The organism is Neomelitea salexigens DSM 19753 (assembly GCF_000422345.1).
Lineage (GTDB): Bacteria > Pseudomonadota > Gammaproteobacteria > Pseudomonadales > Spongiibacteraceae > Spongiibacter > Spongiibacter marinus_A.
This window is the reverse complement of record NZ_KE383819.1, coordinates 104,927-124,449: the sequence shown is the minus strand read 5'-3', so window position 1 is coordinate 124,449 and position 19,523 is coordinate 104,927. Positions and strand designations below refer to the sequence as shown.

Genomic DNA, 19,523 nt, shown 5'->3' with positions numbered 1-19,523 from the left:
AGTTACATGTGTGCTTTGATTTGTGCTTGTTGCCAAGCACCATTAAGACTGCTGGCGGCTTATATTGATTGATAGAAATCAGGGTGGTGCTGTAAATCTTTGGTTCATTTTTTTACTTGAAAAAATTTTGGGCCCTAAGAGTGGTGCATATTGCTTGTTAACAGTTCCCGGTTTGTGGTGTGTATTGTTGTTTGGAGCGCGAGTGGACTCAGTGTCGTTCTGATGGGTCTGGTTCGCTCTAACATTTTAAGAAGTTCGTAAGTCGAGGTCGGTGGTAATTGTTTTATGGGTGGGTCCATATTGATCGTCAAAGAATCTTCGGTCTGAGTATAGAGGGCGAATAAATTCGGAGTGATATTTATTCGATTAACGTGCAGAGATAGATTATGAGTATAGGAATAACGGGGTGGGTGGGGAGGTTGGCGATAATGCTAGCTTTTTTCATGTCAACCGGATTTATTGAAATGCTAAAGGCCGGTGGAGCTCGTGACGAAAATTTCGTTAATGCGATTCAGGAAAGTAGCCCTGTATATGTTGCTATACAATTTCTTGGCTTGGCTGTTATTGCTTTTTCAGTAGGCTTGTTTTTTTTGAAAAGCAAGCGCGTATATACTGGGGCTGGTAAAGTATTTATTCTCTTGGTTATAATTACTGCTCCCTCTTTGTGGAATGCCCACTATTTTTATCCGCTATTCAAAGATCTAGTTTTTTATACTTTTTCCCTCCTTGGGCTTTATGGGTTCGTTTCTTATGTGGGTTATATTCAAGCATATAGGTTTTTAGAATTCGTTCTGAGGGCGCTTTTATCCATTTCATTGTTTGTGATTGTATTTTTCCCGGATTATGGGGTTTCTGTTGGTATGCATGAAGGTAGTTGGCAAGGTATTTTTGGCCATAAGAATGCGCTGGGGAACTTTCTGTCATTTGCTTTTATAGTTTTCTTTTTCGAGCTATATAAACGGCGAACATTAGGAAATTTTTTCTTCGTCTCTTTGGCGTTGTTAATGTTGATAATGGCTGGATCTAATACAGCATTGTTAATTTCAGTGTTGGCTTCTTTTCTACTTCTCGTTTATTTAGTCGTTGGTAATATTAAGGGGCTCTACCTTAGGGTGGTTTTTGCATTTATATTGGTATTTCCAGTTTTGATGTACGCTCTATCTCAGCAGCTTTTTCTGGATGCGGTCGGTTTGGGCGATGTGGTTAACTCTATTGATTTTTCCAATAGGGATAAAATATGGAGCTTTTTTGCTGGCATGTCTATGGAGTACCCTTTTATTGGTCACGGGCATAACCAGCTTGCTTCAAGAATAATTAATTCTTCTGGCTTCATAGATGGTTTGAGTGGCCAGTTGGCTGCGTCTGCAGTAGTTGGCTCAACCCACAGCGGGTTTATTGATACATTTTATTCGTACGGAGTTCTAGGGCTAGTTGCTGTTTATTGGGCGTTTTTTTTATTTGTGCGTATTGGGTTTTCTTGGGGGCGTATTTGTGGGATTTTTTCTTTGCTCATACTCGCTTCTTTTGTAATTACTAATACATTTGAAGATAGAATGATAGGGTTTAATTTTCATTTTCTTAGTGTTATGTATATGTATTTTATTTTAAGGAGTGGTGATCCTGTTAACGCTTAATGTTTTGATCGTTCTGTATAGAAAGTCAATTGACGAATCATTGGCTTTTAATTCAATCTTTGGGTGCAAGAGCCGTTGGGCGAATTGTGATGTTAGATTGCATGTGTGGAATAATAGTCCTGAAATGCCTGTTTTTTTTAATGACCCCTGTGTCATAAAATATAGTGGCAATAACTCTACTTTGCCGGAGATATATAATTCTGTGTCGGCGGCGGTCTTTGGTGATGAGTCAAGTGATGAAGTTTTCTTGATGATTTCAGATGATGATACTGATTACGGGAATGGTCGCCTTAGTAGAGTTATATCGGAGCTTCAAGTCTGCGGGCGGCATGTGCACGATTCTAGTGTTGGTGTATTTGTGCCCCGCCTATATTCGTCTGGTAAATTAGTCAGTCCTGGTAAGCGATTTTTATTTAAAGGGAGGTTAGTTGAAAAAATTGAAAAAGGAGTCCATAGCTCAAAAAATTTCGTATCCATTAATAGTGGTGTAATAATTTCAAGGGAATGTTATAAAAAAATGTCGCCTTTATTTAACATTAATTTGAGGTTTTATGGTACGGATACTGATTTTTTTGTGCGCTATGAGTCTTTTTTTGAAAATGTTTTTGTCCTCGATGTGAATGTTGATCATTCTCTTTCCGAGCATACCGCAGAGTCAAGCGAGCGTTCGTTATTCCGGTGGGGTGACCATATTTATGCGACAAGAGAAACATTTTCTTCGTCTTCTGCTGGAGTAAGTGCTTTGCTGTGGGTTTATCTCGTATTTTTGAAAATTAAGCTCTCGTTGAGATACAGGTCCTTTAGGTACTTATGGATTTAAACTGAATATGAGAATTATCTTTTTTCACCTTTACAATGACCGCAGTGGTAGCCCAAAAGTTCTTAGTGGAGTTGTTGATGCTTGTGAATTGGCTGGCATTGAATTTCAGGTCGTCACATCTCGACATAAAGATGGGTTTTTGAATAAATTCTCATCGAATTCTAAGTATGTATTTTATAAGCGAAGTGAGAATAAGTTCGTAACCCTAGTTTATTATTTTTTGTCGCAGATTCATCTCTTTTTTATCTGCCTTTTACGCTGTCGCGATGCAGATGTCTACTATGTTAATACGATGATGCCTTTCGCCGCGGGTTTAGCAGGTGTGCTGTTGCGGAAGAAAATTATATTTCATGTGCATGAAACTTCATTGCGACCATTGTTGTTCAAGCGGTTTTTGCGTGGCGTGATAGAAGTATGTGCTGATAGAGTGTTGTATGTTTCTGATTATTTGCGTAAGGCCGAGCCTTTCAGTAGGCCTGCCTCAAGTATAGTTTATAATGCGGTAAGCTCCCCAGATATAGATTATCTGGCAGATTGCTCTTCAGCTCTGGAACGCCCTTTTCGGGTGTTGATGGTTTGCTCCTTCAAAGATTATAAGGGTGTCGCTGAATATATTTCCCTTGCTAGATCATGTTCTGATCGATCAATATTTTTATTTGAGTTGGTGTTAAATGCATCGGAGTTGGAAGTGAGCCGAGAGGTTGGTGGTGTGTTGCCATCTAATTTGCAGATTTATTCGCGACAAAGCGATTTGTCGTCATTTTATCGAAGAGCCAGTGTTGTAATGAACTTATCTCGCCCTGATGAGTGGATTGAGACGTTCGGTCTCACTTTGTTGGAGGCCATGAGTTATGGAGTGCCTGTAATTGCTCCGCCAGTGGGTGGGCCTGCTGAAATTGTGGTGGACGGAGAGAGTGGGTATTTGGTGTCATGTTATGATACTGATACCCTGAAGGATCGCTTGATCTATTTGGCAGATGATCAAAATTTTTATACTGCAATGTCGAGAAAAGCATACGAGCGGTCGAAAGATTTTGATATTAATATTTTTCGTGAAAATATCCTGAAGAATATAAATGAGTGTGTGGGTGTATTATAACGTAGTTAACGGGTACGGATTTTGAAGAATCTTGCGATATTAGGTGTGCGTGGTGTGCCCGCACATCATGGTGGTTTTGAGACGTTTGCCGAGTATTTGTCCAAGTACTTAGTAGAAAAAGATTGGCGGGTAACAGTATATTGCCAGGAGGAGGGGCATGGCCCAGTCTATGAGTCTAATTGGTTGGGTGTGAAGCGGGTTCATATACCGGTTGCCCAGGCTGGGCCGTTGGGTACGATTGTTTTTGATTTTAAGTCGATAATTCATTCCCTAAAAAAAAGCGGAGTCTTTTTGACCCTTGGGTATAATACGGCGATCTTTAATATCCTTTATCGCATTTTTGGTAAAAATAACGTGATTAATATGGATGGAGTAGAATGGAAGCGCCGGAAATGGGGGCATTTAGCGAAGGTGTGGTTCTGGATAAATGAGCGCTTTGGTTGTTGGTTTGGCAATCATTTGATCGCAGATCATCCTCGTATTGAGGACCATTTAGCGACTCGTGTGTCTCGGCGAAAAATCACAATGATTCCATATGGTGGCCTGCATGTGGAGGCTGCCGATCAGTCTAAGCTTGCTGCACTAGGCCTTGAGGCTGATGACTATTCGATAGTGATTGCTCGGGCCGAACCGGAAAATTCCCTACTCGAAATTGTACAAGGTTTTTCCCGTCAACCTCGTGGGCATAAATTGGTCGTCTTGGGCAACTATAGTGATGGCAATGCCTATCACAGAGCGGTGAAGGCGGCTGCCTCTGGCGAAGTGATTTTCCCTGGGGCCATTTATGATATTGACGTTGTTAGTGCGCTACGTTTCTACGCCCGTTTTTATATTCATGGTCATCAGGTGGGGGGGACTAACCCCTCGTTGGTAGAGGCTTTGGGTGCAGGAAATGCAGTTTTGGCCCACGATAATCCTTTCAACCGCTGGGTGGCGGATGATGGGGCGGAGTACTTTTCTGGTGCTGATGGTTTTTCACGTTTGCTTGAGCATCTCTTGGATGATGAGCAACAAGTCGATCAGATGAAGCGAAATAGTGCATCCCAATTTAATGCGCGTTTTCAGTGGGACTCCATACTTGAACAATATGAAGCACTTCTCTTAAAACACTATCCCGAAGGTAATGCATGAAATTCTTGGTCACTGGCGGAGCCGGTTTTATAGGTAGTACTGTAGTACGCCAATTACTTGCTAATTCTAAACATTCTGTTGTGAATGTAGATGCACTTACTTATGCGGGGAATTTAGAAAGTATCCCTGCTGAACTTATTAATAATAAATACTGCTTTGAACAAGTGGATATTTGTGACCGTTTAGCAGTTGACAGAGTTTTCTCTAAGCATCAACCAGATGTCGTTATGCACTTGGCGGCAGAGAGTCATGTCGATCGGTCTATTGATGGGCCTGGTGAATTTATTCAAACAAACATAGTCGGCACCTATAACCTACTAGAGTGTGCACGGGCTTATTGGTCGAGTTTGTCAGGCGAAACGAAGAGTCGCTTTCGTTTCCATCATATCTCTACCGATGAAGTGTACGGTGACTTGGAAGGTACTGACGACCTGTTCCTGGAAACAACGCCGTATGCCCCAAGTTCACCATACTCTGCGTCAAAAGCAAGTTCTGATCATTTGGTTCGTGCATGGTATCGCACCTATGGCTTGCCGGTGCTCATTACGAATTGCTCAAATAACTATGGGCCATATCACTTTCCCGAAAAGCTCATTCCGCACATGATTTTAAACGCGCTTTCTGGCAAGCCACTGCCTGTATATGGCGATGGGAAGCAGATTCGCGATTGGCTGTATGTGGAAGATCACGCGCGGGCGCTGGTGCAAGTGGTTACTGAAGGCGAGGTGGGTGAAACCTACAATATTGGGGGGCACAATGAAAAGCAGAATATCGATGTTGTAAATACGATATGTGAACTGTTGGAGGAATTGGCTCCTGAAAATTCTAACTCCTTAGCTAGTGGTTGCGAAGGTGGTTTTAAGCGGTTAATTACCTTCGTTAAAGACCGGCCCGGCCATGACGCTCGCTATGCGATTGATGCTGGTAAAATTCAGCGTGAATTAGGCTGGGTGCCGGAGGAGACGTTTGAAACCGGAATGAGAAAAACGGTTGCTTGGTACTTAGAAAATCGTGAGTGGTGGGAGAGGGTGCTCTCAGGAGATTATCAACTGGCTCGGTTAGGTGAGAGTGCGTAGGTGTATATAGCGCAGAACTCAGGTTATTCGCGGCTCAAGCCGCTCCTACAACAGTGAATGTTAATCAAGGATAGTTATGAAGCCCTATAAAGGTATTATTTTGGCGGGTGGGTCTGGTACTCGTCTGCACCCCATTACTATGGGCATATCTAAGCAGCTACTGCCCATTTATGACAAGCCGATGATCTATTATCCGCTCTCGGTGTTGATGCTCTCTGGTATTCGCGAAGTATTAGTTATATCTACCCCTACAGATTTGCCAGGTTTTCAGCGTTTATTGGGTGATGGTAGTCGTTTTGGTATTTCAATTAGCTATGCTGAACAGCCCAGCCCAGATGGCTTGGCGCAGGCATTTACCATTGGCTCTGATTTTATCGGTAACGATAATGTGAGTTTGGTATTAGGCGATAATATTTTCTATGGGCAGCACTTTAGCGAAAAGCTAAAGCAGGCTGCTGCGTTAGCGTCGGGGGCGACGGTGTTTGGGTATCACGTTACTGATCCCGAACGCTTTGGTGTGGTTGAGTTCGATGCAAGTGGTAAAGCAATAAGCATTGAAGAAAAGCCTTCCCAGCCAAAGTCTTCTTATGCGGTGACAGGCCTCTACTTCTACGACAACGACGTAGTGGATATTGCGCGAAACATCCAGCCCTCAGCTCGCGGCGAGCTGGAAATTACTGACGTAAATATGGCCTATCTGGAGGCAGGTAAGCTCAATGTTCAAGTGCTCGGTCGAGGCTTTGCTTGGCTGGATACAGGTACTCACGATTCTTTAATTGAGGCTGGGCATTTTGTTCAGACTGTAGAGCATCGTCAGGGTTTAAAAGTAGCCTGTTTAGAAGAAATCGCCTATCGGCAGGGGTGGATAAGTCAAGAGCAGCTTGCTGAGCAAGCAGTAGCCTTAAAAAAGACAGGCTATGGCCAGTACTTGCTAAAAGTGGCCGACGGCTACCAATAAATTCCACGCATGTTGATGGGACAGTTTTATGAACGTTATTCCAACAAAACTTAAGGATTGCGTGATTATAGAGCCGAAGGTTTTTGGCGACGAACGCGGCTTTTTCCTCGAAACATTTCAGGCAGAGCGGTACCGCGATCAGGCCGGTATAGATCTGACGTTTGTGCAGGATAATCACTCTCGCTCCCAGAAGGGGGTGTTGAGAGGTCTACATTTTCAGAAAACTAAACCGCAGGGTAAGTTGGTGCGTGTTGTTCGCGGTGAGGTGTTTGACGTCGCTGTAGACATTCGTAAGGGATCACCAAGCTTTGGGCAGTGGGAGGGGGTTATCCTCTCTGAAGAAAATAAACGCCAGTTTTGGGTGCCGCCAGGTTTTGCTCATGGGTTTTTGGTGCTGAGTGATACTGCAGATTTTGAGTATAAATGTACGGATTACTACGACCCCAGCGACGAAGGCTCGTTATCTTGGGATGACGGGGAGTTAGCTATTCAGTGGCCGAGCATTAGTGGTGCGGAAATCCAGCTTTCTGAGAAAGACAGCGCTGCGCCTAGTTTTTCAGAGTTAAAAGCGGAGCTGGGTGCATGAAGGTTTTGCTAACGGGTGCAAATGGACAAGTCGGACGTTGCACACGAGATGTCTATGCTGGCTCAGGCCACGAGCTGAAGGCCCTGGGACGTGATGCCCTGGATATTAGCGATGCGGCTGCGGTAGCCCAAACCGTTAAAGCATTTTGCCCAGACGTTATTATCAATGCCGCCGCATATACCGCTGTTGATAAGGCAGAGTCAGAGCCCGAACTTGCCTATGCCATAAATGTAGCTGGGCCCGCAAACCTTGCGGATGCGGCCGCTGAGGTGAATGCGCTGCTGATTCATATTTCTACCGACTATGTTTTTGACGGTGCTGCGCATAGCCCATATTCCGAAGGTGATGAAACGAACCCCCAGGGGGTATATGGGCAAACAAAGCTAGACGGCGAAAGAGAGGTTCAGCGCCGCTGTGATAGGCATATTATCCTTCGCACAGCTTGGGTATTCAGTGAGTACGGCAATAATTTTGTGAAAACAATGTTACGGCTTGGGAAAGAGCGAGGTGAGCTCGGGGTCGTTGCAGATCAAATTGGTTGCCCAACTTACGCCGGTGATATTGCCAAAGCCTGCAATGTGCTCGCTGAGCAAGTAAAAGAGGGGAGCTTCTGCGGCGGCATATATCACTTCGCGGGTGACGAGGCTGTAAGTTGGCATGCTTTCGCAAACGAGATATTCCACGAAGCCAGCAATAGCGGATTGCTCTCAACAACACCGATAGTAAATGCGATAACGACAGCTGATTATCCCACTCCGGCAGCTCGTCCTGCTTATTCTGTTATGACAGGCGAGAAGCTCATGAAGGATTTCGCTATTCCTGCCTGTGATTGGAAAAGTGCTTTGCTGACGGTTTTGCCTAAGATTTCCTAAATCGTGCTAAAAGGTAATCTTGATAGAGCACGCTTTGTAACTACCAGATGTAATGCCTAAAAATTTAATGTTTATCTCGACTAAATAGCGATTAAGGTACGTGATTACTACGGCTTATGCTGCTGGGTTCCCCGATGTGAGAGCAGGCGCTGCTGGCTATGTTAAAATCTAAGATTGTAAGATTGGTCAGGTCTGATTTATGAAAGTAACAGTTTTCGGCATTGGTTATGTAGGTTTGGTGCAAGCCGCAGTCTTGGCTGGCGTTGGCCACGACGTTGTATGTGTGGATGTTAATGCTGAGCGGGTGGAAAACCTCAAAAAAGGCATAATTCCTATATACGAACCGGGCTTAACGCCATTGGTGCAGGCTAATGTTGAGGCGGGGCGCTTGCAGTTTACGACTGACGCTGAGCTGGGCGTTAAGCATGGCCGTATTCAGTTTATTGCGGTGGGTACGCCGCCTGATGAAGATGGCTCGGCAGATCTCCAGTATGTATTGGCCGTTGCTAAGACTATTGCTACCTACATGGAAGAGCACCGCATTATTGTCGACAAGTCTACAGTACCTGTCGGTACGGCAGACAAGGTTAGTGAGTGTGTTGCCTCGGTGCTGGCGGAGCGTGGCGTTGCTATTCCTTTTGATGTTGTGTCTAACCCCGAGTTTTTGAAAGAAGGTGCAGCAGTAGCCGATTGCCAAAAGCCGGATCGTATTATCGTTGGCACTGACAGCCCTGCTGTCGAAGAGAAGATGCGTGAGTTGTATGCGCCGTTTAATCGCAATCACGAAAAATTGATTGTGATGGATGTGCGTTCGGCGGAGCTGACTAAGTACGCGGCTAACTGTATGTTGGCAACCAAAATCAGTTTTATGAACGAGATTGCGAACCTTGCTGAGCGTTTGGGTGCCGATGTGGAAAAGGTTCGCCAGGGCATTGGTTCTGACCCGCGTATTGGTTATTCCTTCATTTATCCAGGCTGCGGCTATGGGGGCTCGTGCTTCCCTAAGGATGTTCAGGCGTTGGTGCGCACCGCAGAAAAGGTGGGTTACACGCCAGAGCTACTGCGCTCGGTTGAGGCGGTGAATAAGCGGCAGAAATGTAAATTGTTTGAGAACTTGTCTCAGCACTTCAATGGCGATTTACAAGGTAAGAAAGTTGCCCTGTGGGGGCTTTCTTTCAAGCCGAATACAGACGATATGCGCGACGCGCCGAGCCGTGTGTTAATGGAAGCGGTATGGGCAGCGGGCGGGAGTGTTCAGGCCTATGACCCGGAAGCGATGAATGAAACCCAGCGTATTTACGGGCACCGTTCAGACTTAGCATTGATGGGTACCAAGGAGGCGGCTCTAAATGGCGCAGATGCCTTGGTTGTGTGTACGGAGTGGAACGTGTTTAAGGCGCCGGACTTTGAGCTAGTGAAGGCGTCGTTGACCCACCCCGTTATTGTGGATGGCCGCAACCAATATGAGCCAGAGCTGGTTGAGGGCTATGGCTTGGCGTATTACGGCATTGGTCGTGGGCGCAGTGTTAGGGTTGTTGAAGGGTAGGTAGGCTTTATTGGGCTCCTATCGCGGTTGAAACCGCTCCTACTGGTGGGGCACGCTGTCCTACAGTGAGCCTAGGTTGCAGGGTAGGTTTTTGTAGGAGCGACTTTAGTCGCGAATGGTTCGGAGCGCTGAGCTTTGGCCGATGGTACTTATAGCATTGGACTCGGTTGAGACCTTTAATCGCGGTTAACAGTGTGCCCCGCGACCGAAGGGAGTGCTGTGGGTAAACCGCTCCTACGGGTCGAGGCAGACGTTGTTAGCTAGCGTTAGAATTTTGAAATTACATTCTTATACAGGACGAGAGGAAGCTCGATGTACGCAGTAATTATGGCTGGTGGTAGCGGTAGCCGCTTATGGCCGGCCAGTCGCGGACGCTTCCCTAAACAGTTTCTGACTATTGCTGGCGAGCAAACCATGTTGCAGGAAACGCTGGCTCGGTTAGACGGTGTAGAGGTTTCTGGTAGCACGGTTATCTGTAATGAAGAGCACCGTTTTATTGTTGCTCAGCAGGCCCAGGATGCAGGGCGTGCATTGTCATCGATTATATTGGAGCCGGTAGGGCGTAACACTGCCCCGGCCATCGCCTTGGCGGCGTTTGATCTGCTTGCGCGCAACGAGGGGCAGTCACCATTAATGTTGGTGATGGCGGCAGACCACTTGATTCAGGATGTGCCTGCGTTTCATCAGGCGGTCGCTGAGGCGGCAAAGCAGGCTGAGAGTGGTGCTTTAGTTACGTTTGGTATTGTGCCTGAGAGTGCGCATACCGGTTACGGTTATATTCGCCGTGGTGATGAGCAGGGTGGTGCGTATTCGGTAGCACAGTTTGTAGAAAAGCCTGATGCAGAGACTGCGCAATCCTATCTGGATGATGGCGCATACTACTGGAATAGCGGTATGTTTATGTTTGCCGCGGATACCTATTTAGCAGAGCTAAAGGCCCATCGGCCCGATATTTATGCCGCCTGTGAGGCCGCATTTGCCGAGCGTAGCCAAGATGCTGATTTTCTGCGTGTGGGTAAGGATGCCTTTACTGCCTGCCCCGATGATTCTGTTGACTACGCGGTAATGGAAAAAACGACCAAGGCCGTTGTCGTGCCGCTGTCGGCGGGTTGGAGCGATGTGGGTGCGTGGTCGTCGCTGTGGGAAGTGAGCGAGGGTGACGGCGACGATAACGTCGTGCATGGCGATGTGCTGACCCACAATACCAACGGTAGCTATATTCGTGCTGAGAGTCGCCTGGTGGCCACTGTCGGCTTGAAAGATGTGGTTGTGGTGGAAAGCAATGACGCCGTCCTGGTGGCAGATAAACATCAAGTACAGGATGTGAAAAAAATTGTTGAGCAATTAAAGGCGGAGGGGCGCAACGAGATTTTGCATCACCGCCATGTTCATCGGCCCTGGGGCGTTTACGATTCCATTGATAATGGCGAGCGCTATCAAGTTAAGCGTATTACCGTGAATCCTGGCGCGAAGTTATCGGTGCAAATGCATCATCACCGCGCTGAGCATTGGATAGTGGTGTCGGGTACTGCAAAAGTGACCAATGGCGATAAAGAAATTATGTTGACGGAAAATCAGTCGACCTATATTCCTGTTGGTGTTGTTCATGCATTGGAGAACCCCGGTGTGATCCCGCTGGAGCTGATTGAAGTGCAGTCGGGCTCTTATCTGGGGGAAGATGATATTGTGCGTTTTGAAGACCGCTATGGTCGTGCGCCAAAATAGTCGCATTTAAGGCCCGTGAAGAAGCCCGAGCTGCGTGTGTAGTTTGGGCTTTTTTGTGTTTGAGGGGAGATGATTTTGTAGGAGCGACTTACCCAAAGTAGGAGCCCGCCTGAGGGCGACCCGAGCGAGCGGTAGGGGTTGAGGATTGGTCGCGGTCAGGCCCGCTACCCAAAACATTCCCTGCGGTCATGGGGCACGCTGTCCTACAAGAGGTGGGGCACGTTGCCCCACAGGTGCTACGAGGTGTTTTCGTAGGAGCGACTTACCCAAAGCACTCCCTGCGGTCGCGGGGCACGCTGTTAGTCGCGAAGGTTCGAAGCGCTTAGCTATGGTCCGCAGCGCTGATGGTGATGAGCTTTGTTGGAGCCCTCATCGCGGTTAAAACCGCTCCTACAAGAGATGGGGCGGTGCTACGGGGTGTTTTTGTAGGAGCGACTTAAGTCGCGAAGGTTCGGAGCGCGGGGTTTTGGGCGATGGTGCTTATAGTCTCGGACTCTGTAGAGGCCTCTGATCGCGGTTAAAACCGCTCCTACAAGTGCTGCGAAGTGTTTTGTAGGACGAGTGCGCTTTGGCGGTGGTAATTATAGAAATACGGAGTTGTAAGGTATGGCGACGATTTTGGTAACAGGCGGTGCGGGCTATATCGGCAGCCATACTGTTGTTGAGTTGTTGGAGCAAGGCCACGGCGTGGTTGTGCTGGATAACTTGGTAAACAGCAATGCCGAGGTGTTGAATCGCATAGAGAAGATTACCGGAAAATCACCGGTATTTGTTCAGGGCGACGTGCGTGACGCGGGCGCGCTGTCGGCGTTGTTTGCAGAGCATGCGATTGACGCGGTGATTCATTTCGCGGGGTTAAAAGCGGTGGGCGAGAGTGTTGATCAGCCGCTGAAGTACTACGACAACAACGTGAATGGCACCTTGGTATTGTGTCAGGCCATGGCAAATGCCGGGGTGTTCAAGTTAGTGTTCAGTTCATCCGCTACGGTGTATGGCCCCGACGCGCCGGTGCCGTACGTGGAAACCATGCCGCTGGGGCAGCCCTCCAGCCCATACGGTGCGTCGAAATCGATGGTGGAGCGAGTGTTAGCTGACCTGTGCATTGCTGATGGGCGTTGGTCAGTGGCAGCGCTGCGTTACTTCAATCCCATTGGTGCCCATAAGTCGGGGTTTATTGGTGAGGACCCTCTGGGCATTCCCAATAATTTGATGCCATTTATCGCCCGTGTTGCCGTAGGTAAATTGCCCGAGCTGGCAATTTTTGGTGATGATTACGACACCCCGGATGGGACCTGTATTCGCGACTATTTACATGTAGTGGATTTGGCCGACGGTCATTGCCGCGCCCTGCAGGCATTGGAAGAAACGGGTTTGCATGCGATCAACCTGGGTACGGGCAACGGCGTGTCGGTACTGGAGATGGTGAATGCATTTACTTCAGTGACGGGTCAGAGTGTGCCGTACAAATTTGCGCCGCGCCGCAGTGGCGACCTGCCTGCGTTTTGGGCAAATGCCGATAAAGCCAAAAGCCTATTGGGGTGGTCAGCTGGGAGTAGCCTGGAGAAGATGATGGAAGATACCTGGCGTTGGCAGAGCAATAATCCAGACGGGTATCGGTAGGTAGAGAGGGGGTAGGGGGATGGTCGCGGTCAGGCCCGCTACCCAAAACATTCCCTGCGGTCATGGGGCACGCTGTCCTACAAGAGGCGGCGCGCGTTGCAATACAGATGGCACGAGGTGTTTCTGTAGGACATTGTGGCCCCTTGTAGGAGCCCGCCTGAGGGCGACCTGAGCGAACGGTAGGGATTGTGGGCCGGTCGCGGTCAGGCCCGCTACCCAAAGCGTTCCCTACGGTCACGGGGCACGCTGTCCTACGGGCCACGGTCTCTTGTTTTTTTGTAGGAGCGACTTACCCAAGGCACTCCCTACGGTCGCGGGGCACGCTGTTAGTCGCGAAGGTTCGGAGTGCTGAGCTAGCGCCCAAAGTACTGATGGCGATGAGCTTTGTTGGAATCCTTATCGCGGTTGAAACCGTTCCTACTCCATGGTCGCTAGGTCTGTCGCGGTCAGGCCCGCTCTTGGGTTTTCAGCACGTTTTTTAAAAATGGTTTACTGTTGGCGGGTGTTGCCGCTAATGGGAACGGGGTGATGAAGAACCAGGAACTCAATTTATTGCATATTTTCAATGCGATTATGGTTGAGCGGTCGATCACGCGTGCTGCTGAGCGCTTGGGTATGACGCAGCCCGCGGTGTCAAATGCGGTGTCGCGGATGCGGTCGGTGTGGAACGACCCGCTGTTTGTGAAGAAAGGGCGGGCGATCGCGCCAACGGCCTTTGCACTAAGTTTGTGGAGTCAGGTACGCGGGCCAATTGATGAGTTGGCAGCGGCAGTGGATGTGCAAGCGTTTGAGGCGGCAAGTTCTACTCGCACCTTTCGGGTTGCGGTTACCGATTTAATTCTGGAAATGGTGTGGCAGCCACTGGTTTGTGCATTGCAGCGCAACGCGCCGGGCATTAATTTACATGCAGTGTCATTTTCGCCGAGCACCGCGGTGGAGCAACTGCGCGAAGCCAGCGTAGATTTATTGGTTGGAATTATCGACGAGCAAGACCACAGCCTGCGTAGCCACTCGTTATTTTCCACCGGCTATGTGTTGGCGATGCGCAGTGGTCACCCCCTGGCGGAGACAAAATTTACGCTTGAGCAATTTCTACGCGCTCGCCATTTACTGGCAACGATGTCAGGTGATGCGCAAGGTGTAGTAGATGATGCGCTGAGCGTGTTGGGGGAAGAGCGCCGCATTGCCGTTACCGTTAATCATTTTTCGGCGGTGCCTGAATTACTGCGGCATTCTGATTTGATAGCGGCAATTCCCGAGGTAATCACCAGCGACTGTGCCTTCCGCGAGGGGATTGCCATCGCTGAACTACCGCTGAGTGTTCCTGAGACTGCTATCCACCTTGCCTGGCACCGCCGCCATGACCGCGACGAGGGCATTGCGTGGATGCGCCAGCAAATTGAAAGCATCGCCACAGCGTGTTGGCAGCAGGCAATGGCGGCGCGAGGGCGCGACTGTTCCCAGCACGGCTAGCGCTTCTTCACAGCGTTCGGCTCAACACCAGGCCGCCCCAACTTAGTAAGCGGTCTCCCTTTCCGCCTTGTATTTCCGAACTTTGCACCCGCGCCACATAACTGAGAGTGTAGCGGTTGCTTAATGCAAAGGTGTAGCCCAGCCAGGCCTCGGCCAATAGATAGCGCACATCTTCGTGGCTGATGGTATGGCGACTTTGACGGAACTGGCCTTGCAGAAACGCGTTGTAGGCGCGCGCCTTTAGGGAGACTCCCGCCCAGAAATAGTGTTCGCGGCTATGCCCGCCACCTGTATCGGTGGCGTGTTCACCGTAGTGGGTTAGCTCCGGGTTAAAGCGATTGCTGGGCGAAGAGATCAGTCCGTCGCGAAAGGACAGCGCGACACCCGCCTCGGTAAGATAGCCGAGCGACGAAAAATAACTGAGCTTTAGTTTTGTGCGCTGGCTGTTGAGGCTGGTGTAGTCGTGATAGGCCAGCGAGTAACGCGCTGTTAATTCGCCGCCGTCAGAGATTTGGTGCCGCCAACCTTCGGCCCGTTTGCTGCCAACCAGCCGGTGCACGGTGTTTTGTGAGGCTTTGAAAACATCGAGGCCCAGTGCTCCTACAGTGAGAGAACTCGTCCAGCCATTGAGGCTGTTCGCCGCTTGATAGGCGCGGCTGGCCGATAGGTAAATCAGGCTGGAATAGGGGCGGTCGTTGGGAATGATGTGCGCGTTGTCGATCTCTTCCGGGGTAAAGCCGTAGAAACCAAATTCCAGCGCCGTGTGGTTTTGTTTGGCGGTAAGAATTGCGCTGCCGCCGGCAAGTTTGTCAGCAGCGGCTAAAGCGCGGTCTAGGGCGGGCAGTTGAGCGACATTGCTGTCATCGAATATTTTTACGGCAATCCCCGCCGTGTAATCCCGGTCGGTTTGTCTGGGGGCGAATAAGTCATTGTCGAGTGACACAGCGAGGCTTTTTTCGGCAAAGCTTATTGGTGTGTAGATGAGTAGGATCAGCGCACTGGCTAAAATAATAAGTGGTGTTTTCATGGCTCCGCTCGGCATCGGTAATGGGTCGATGAGCGGAGTTTCGTGCAGCGATTTGCCAATTAATAATAATTAGCGGGCATGGTTTTTATCACAATTTGTGATGTATAGACTTACGGATAAGTATTGAATAAAGCGCGTAGTAAAAGCGACGAATGGCCGATTATTCGTAACAATTTTTCAATACCATTCGCTACATTGGCGGTAAAACCGCTTACCTTATTCTAGGGCACCTCTGACTAATTCGATGATAACTCAGGCTTTGCCTTATTTCGTTTGGCAAGGCGCGCTCAGGCAGTAAGGCTTGTTGCCTTTCAAGTGGGCGCAACGCCGTCAGGCGAAATAAGGCAAAGCCCCGAAGGGCGGGTCTCTGGCGCACTCTGGTCGTCGTTGCAACACTCGTCAAGGAGAACCACCCTTGACCTTCGCGCTGCGCCTCGCCAGTGCACGCCAGAGACTCCGCTGAGCCATTACCGAATTAGTCAGAGGTGCCCTAGGTTTTCTGAGTGATTGCCAGACGCAATAAGGTGTAGTTTTTTCCATTCTCGTGGCGTGATGCCGGTATTTTTTTTGAACGCGCGTGAAAAGCCAGAGGCATCGTCATAGCCAACGTTATGACAAATGACGGACATGGGCTTGTCTTTCAGGATGAGCTTTTTGGCGGCGGAAATGCGTGCATGCTGCACAAACTCACCGGGCGATGCGGAGAGTAGAGACTTAAAATGTTGAATGAACGAGGAGCGAGACATGCCGGCGATGTTGGCTAAGTGCTCCACGGATAAATCACCATTTAGCTGCTCGCCGATATAACTGAGCACGCGGTTTAAATGTGGGTCGGCCAGTGCTGCAAGCATTCCCTTGGATGACTCCCCCTCAGAAATAATATGGCGCAGCACGGCGACAAAAATCACTTCCATCAGCCGGTTCATTACCGCCAGGCTGCCTTCCTGCTGGGTATCGGCTTCGGCGAATAACACCTCTATAAACGTATCGAGCCCGCGCACAGATGCCAGCGGAAGGGTGACCAGTGCTGGCAACGCATCGACAACCGGGCTGCTATTTACGGTTTGAAAGCGCACCGAGGCGCAGACCAGTTCGGCGCCATTGTTCTCCTGCCCCACGAGTTGGTGGCGATGACTGCGGGTGGAAAAAATCATCGAGGGTTCGTCAATGCTGAGCCTTTGTTTGTCGCTGCCGACTACCTCCATCGTTCCTGAACGCAATACGTGAATATGGCCAGCGTCTTTTTCTTCAAAGTTGGTCAGGCCGCATAGCTGGCCAGTGAAGAACACGCCTGCACTCACGTTTAGGTGGTCTAGCAAATACGACAGCCTGTCCATGCTTGTACTCCGTATGAATTGCACAAAAGTTTGAACGATCTACCCATTACCACCATCGGGCCGAGCGTAATGTATTCATCGTAGTCATCCATTAACGAACAGGAACAATCTTATGTCTACCATGAAGAAATTAAACACCTTATTGGCCGTGGCAACTTTCGGTGCGTCCTTATCAAGCTTTGCTGCAGATATTGATATGAACGCCGATGCGAACGATGTTGCCATTAAGGGCTATGACCCTGTGGCCTACTTTACCGTAGCGCAACCCAAAAAGGGATCGCCGCGCTATTCCGCAACCTACAAGAATGCCATCTATCACTTTGTGAGTGAGGGCAACCGCAATATGTTCCGCGACAATCCTGCTGCGTATGCGCCGCAGTACGGCGGCTTCTGTGCCTTTGGCGTGTCGGTGGAAAAGAAGCTCGATACCGACCCAACGGCGTGGAAAATTGTTGATAACAAGCTCTATCTCAACCTGAACAAAGACGTACAAAAGCGCTGGTTGACCGATGCGCCGGGTTATATCGAAACGGCCAACGATGTATGGCGCGACATTAAAAGTGTGGCGGCTTCTGAATTGTAATTTCGCGGCGGTGTTACTGCGCCGCTCATGAACGGCTGTACTGCCCCGCAGCGGGGCATTAACCAAAAGAGGTAAATGCAATGAACCAGAAATTGATGATAGGCGCTGCTTTGGCTGTCGCACTGTCTGGGGCGGTGGTGAGCCCGGCCGCCTATGCCGGTGGCAAGGAAAAGTGTTACGGCATATCGCCAGTGGGCGGCAATGACTGCGGCAATATCGCGGGTACCCATTCCTGCGCGGGGCAGTCCAAGGTGGCTAACGACCCCGGCGAATGGAAGCTGGTTGCCAAAGGCACCTGCGAAAGTTTGGGTGGCTTTGACAAAGCCACTGCCAAGAAAATCGTCGCGCAACAGGGCTAGGGCGATGCAGGTTCATCAGGATGCCAAGGCTGTGGGCATCGGGCTGCGTCCCGAGCATTTCCTTCAGGCGGTGAAGACGGGTGTGTCGGTAGATTTTGTCGAGGTGCATTCCGAAAACTTTTTTGCCGCCGGAGGAATGCTAAAGGAGTTGTTGGTCGAGCTTTCGCAACATGTCGCGGTGAGTTTGCACGGCACGTCAGCTGGTGTGGGCTCAGCAGTGGCGATCCCTGATGATTACCTGGCAAAGCTGAAGGCATTGGTGGACGCTACCAACCCGGTGTTGGTGTCGGACCACCTCTGCTTTGCCTGGGGCGAAGTGAATGGCCGGTTGGTGCACGGCGGAGACCTTCTTCCCATTCCCTATACCCGCGAGAGTTTGCGACATGCTATCGCCAATGTAGACCGGCTGCAGCAAGCCTTGGGGCGGCAGGTGGCGATCGAGAATGTCTGCGCCTATCTCGATGTGGGCGCAGGTGAATTTAGCGAAGCGGAGTTTTTGAATGAACTGGTTGCAGGCACTGGCTGTGGGCTGATCCTCGACGTGAATAATGTGATGGTCAACGCAAGAAATGCCGCTGAAGACGATGTCGGCGCCGCTGTGCGGCGCTACCTCGCCGACTTGGATCATGAGGCGGTGGTAGAGATTCACCTGGCCGGCGCGACGGAGGTGGGCCCTACAGAAACGCTTATTGATGACCATGCCTGCCCGGTTTCCGAGCTTGGTTGGCAGTGTTATCGGCAAACGCTGCAGGGCATTGGCGCGCGCCCCACCTTGGTGGAATGGGATAACAATCTGCCGAGCCTGGAGCGATTATTGGCCGAAGCGGATCAAGCGCGGGCGCTGATGCAGGGCATTCATGCTGAGGGGCGGGTCGATGTTGGCTGAGTCGCAAAGCCGTGTTCTGGCAGCAATCTATGGCGAGGCCGTGTCTGATAGCGGCGATTTACCAAGTGCGCCGTTGGCCTTCACCTCGCCAAATAACGATGCTGGCTTGGCATTTTATCGCCAAGGCGTGGAAGCCAGGGCGGAGCGAGCATTGGCAAGCCGCTACCCCTCGGTGAAGCGATTGCTGGGCGAGCAGACTTTTGCGGCGCTGGCGGTGCAGTATTTGCGTGCGGCGGGGAATCGCGGTGGTGACTGGTCTGCGTTTGGTGAGTGCCTGGCAGATTGGTTGGTGGGCCACAGTCTGCAGCGACAGGTTCACTACTTGGTCGATGTGGCGCAGCTAGATACCGCTGTGATGAAGGTGGCGGAGTCGGCGCTTGCGCTGGCTAATGTCGACAGCTTTGCGCGGCTGGCACAGGAAGCTGAGACAAGCCGTTTGGTATTGAATACTGCGCTGGCTATCTTTGTCTCGCGCTATCCCGTCGCGCATATCTGGCACGCCCACAAGCACCCGAACCCACAAGAGACCGTCGCCTTCGGCCGCGCCAAGGTCATGCTGTCGCATGGGCAGGGGCAGGCCGTCTTAGTCACGCGCTCGGGCTGGCAGGTTCGAGCGGAAGAGATATCTCAACAGCAGCTGCTTTTGCTTCAAGCCATCCAGCGAGGCGATAGCGTGGCGAGCTTGTTTGCTCAAAGCGCCTGGCCGGAGGCGGAACTGCTGACATGGCTACAAACAATGGTCGCTAGCGGCGCCGTCGTCGGTGCTGAGGGCGTCAACTAACAGGAGAAGA

Annotated in this window: 18 protein-coding genes; 16 read left to right on the top strand and 2 right to left on the bottom strand. The window is 50.0% G+C overall.

Going from position 1 to position 19,523, the window contains the following annotated elements; translation table 11 throughout:
- Window positions 1-386: 386 nt before the first annotated feature.
- The 12 genes from H573_RS0116265 to H573_RS18665 all read left to right on the top strand — a co-directional run bounded on the left by H573_RS0116265 (window position 387) and on the right by H573_RS18665 (window position 14,540).
- Complete coding sequence (locus H573_RS0116265) at window positions 387-1,634, top strand: O-antigen ligase family protein (protein WP_027875191.1); 1,248 nt, start codon at window positions 387-389, stop codon at window positions 1,632-1,634.
- 40 nt (window positions 1,635-1,674) lie between these two features.
- Window positions 1,675-2,454 carry a hypothetical protein gene (locus H573_RS19570; protein WP_205618961.1) on the top strand — a complete coding sequence of 260 codons (780 nt, stop codon included), beginning with the start codon at window positions 1,675-1,677 and terminating at the stop codon, window positions 2,452-2,454.
- Between the two features lie 7 nt (window positions 2,455-2,461).
- A complete protein-coding gene (locus H573_RS0116255; RefSeq protein ID WP_027875190.1) occupies window positions 2,462-3,553 on the top strand; it encodes a glycosyltransferase family 4 protein in 1,092 nt (363 codons plus the stop codon).
- Window positions 3,554-3,574: 21 nt separating this feature from the next.
- On the top strand, window positions 3,575-4,684 hold the full coding sequence (locus H573_RS0116250) for a DUF1972 domain-containing protein (RefSeq protein WP_027875189.1): 1,110 nt from the start codon (window positions 3,575-3,577) through the stop codon (window positions 4,682-4,684).
- Complete coding sequence (gene rfbB, locus H573_RS0116245; RefSeq protein ID WP_027875188.1) at window positions 4,681-5,760, top strand: dTDP-glucose 4,6-dehydratase; 1,080 nt, start codon at window positions 4,681-4,683, stop codon at window positions 5,758-5,760. Before H573_RS0116250 ends, rfbB begins: the two co-directional genes overlap by 4 nt.
- 76 nt (window positions 5,761-5,836) lie before the next feature.
- Window positions 5,837-6,718 (top strand): glucose-1-phosphate thymidylyltransferase RfbA, encoded by an 882-nt coding sequence (gene rfbA / locus H573_RS0116240; protein ID WP_027875187.1) that lies wholly within the window; start codon window positions 5,837-5,839, stop codon window positions 6,716-6,718.
- A gap of 28 nt (window positions 6,719-6,746) precedes the next feature.
- Window positions 6,747-7,304: a dTDP-4-dehydrorhamnose 3,5-epimerase gene (gene rfbC, locus H573_RS0116235; protein WP_027875186.1), complete on the top strand. Its 558-nt coding sequence runs from the start codon at window positions 6,747-6,749 to the stop codon at window positions 7,302-7,304.
- Window positions 7,301-8,176 carry a dTDP-4-dehydrorhamnose reductase gene (gene rfbD / locus H573_RS0116230; protein ID WP_027875185.1) on the top strand — a complete coding sequence of 292 codons (876 nt, stop codon included), beginning with the start codon at window positions 7,301-7,303 and terminating at the stop codon, window positions 8,174-8,176. The genes rfbC and rfbD overlap by 4 nt, the downstream gene beginning before the upstream one ends.
- Before the next feature lie 199 nt (window positions 8,177-8,375).
- On the top strand, window positions 8,376-9,722 hold the full coding sequence (locus H573_RS0116225) for a UDP-glucose dehydrogenase family protein (protein WP_027875184.1): 1,347 nt from the start codon (window positions 8,376-8,378) through the stop codon (window positions 9,720-9,722).
- Between the two features lie 312 nt (window positions 9,723-10,034).
- Complete coding sequence (locus H573_RS0116220; protein ID WP_036257049.1) at window positions 10,035-11,447, top strand: mannose-1-phosphate guanylyltransferase/mannose-6-phosphate isomerase; 1,413 nt, start codon at window positions 10,035-10,037, stop codon at window positions 11,445-11,447.
- Between the two features lie 606 nt (window positions 11,448-12,053).
- On the top strand, window positions 12,054-13,067 hold the full coding sequence (gene galE, locus H573_RS0116215) for a UDP-glucose 4-epimerase GalE (RefSeq protein ID WP_027875182.1): 1,014 nt from the start codon (window positions 12,054-12,056) through the stop codon (window positions 13,065-13,067).
- A gap of 528 nt (window positions 13,068-13,595) precedes the next feature.
- A complete protein-coding gene (locus H573_RS18665; RefSeq protein WP_051171389.1) occupies window positions 13,596-14,540 on the top strand; it encodes a LysR family transcriptional regulator in 945 nt (314 codons plus the stop codon).
- A 7-nt stretch (window positions 14,541-14,547) separates the two neighbouring features.
- Here the strand turns inward: H573_RS18665 and H573_RS0116205 are convergent, their stop codons facing one another.
- Both H573_RS0116205 and H573_RS0116200 read right to left on the bottom strand, forming a co-directional pair.
- Window positions 14,548-15,567 carry a lipid A deacylase LpxR family protein gene (locus tag H573_RS0116205; protein WP_027875181.1) on the bottom strand — a complete coding sequence of 340 codons (1,020 nt, stop codon included), beginning with the start codon at window positions 15,565-15,567 and terminating at the stop codon, window positions 14,548-14,550.
- 479 nt (window positions 15,568-16,046) lie between these two features.
- Entirely contained in the window at window positions 16,047-16,904 is an 858-nt protein-coding gene (locus tag H573_RS0116200) for an AraC family transcriptional regulator (protein WP_027875180.1), read from the bottom strand.
- A 112-nt stretch (window positions 16,905-17,016) separates the two neighbouring features.
- Here H573_RS0116200 and H573_RS0116195 point away from each other — a divergent pair, with 112 nt between their 5' ends.
- From H573_RS0116195 to H573_RS0116180, 4 genes are all read left to right on the top strand, one after another.
- Window positions 17,017-17,487 carry a YHS domain-containing (seleno)protein gene (locus H573_RS0116195; RefSeq protein WP_027875179.1) on the top strand — a complete coding sequence of 157 codons (471 nt, stop codon included), beginning with the start codon at window positions 17,017-17,019 and terminating at the stop codon, window positions 17,485-17,487.
- Window positions 17,488-17,567: 80 nt separating this feature from the next.
- Window positions 17,568-17,846 (top strand): BufA1 family periplasmic bufferin-type metallophore, encoded by a 279-nt coding sequence (locus H573_RS0116190; protein ID WP_027875178.1) that lies wholly within the window; start codon window positions 17,568-17,570, stop codon window positions 17,844-17,846.
- Window positions 17,847-17,850: 4 nt separating this feature from the next.
- Window positions 17,851-18,732 carry an MbnB/TglH/ChrH family RiPP precursor modification enzyme gene (locus H573_RS0116185; RefSeq protein ID WP_027875177.1) on the top strand — a complete coding sequence of 294 codons (882 nt, stop codon included), beginning with the start codon at window positions 17,851-17,853 and terminating at the stop codon, window positions 18,730-18,732.
- Complete coding sequence (locus H573_RS0116180) at window positions 18,722-19,513, top strand: HvfC/BufC family peptide modification chaperone (RefSeq protein WP_027875176.1); 792 nt, start codon at window positions 18,722-18,724, stop codon at window positions 19,511-19,513. The genes H573_RS0116185 and H573_RS0116180 overlap by 11 nt, the downstream gene beginning before the upstream one ends.
- Window positions 19,514-19,523: the final 10 nt, after the last annotated feature.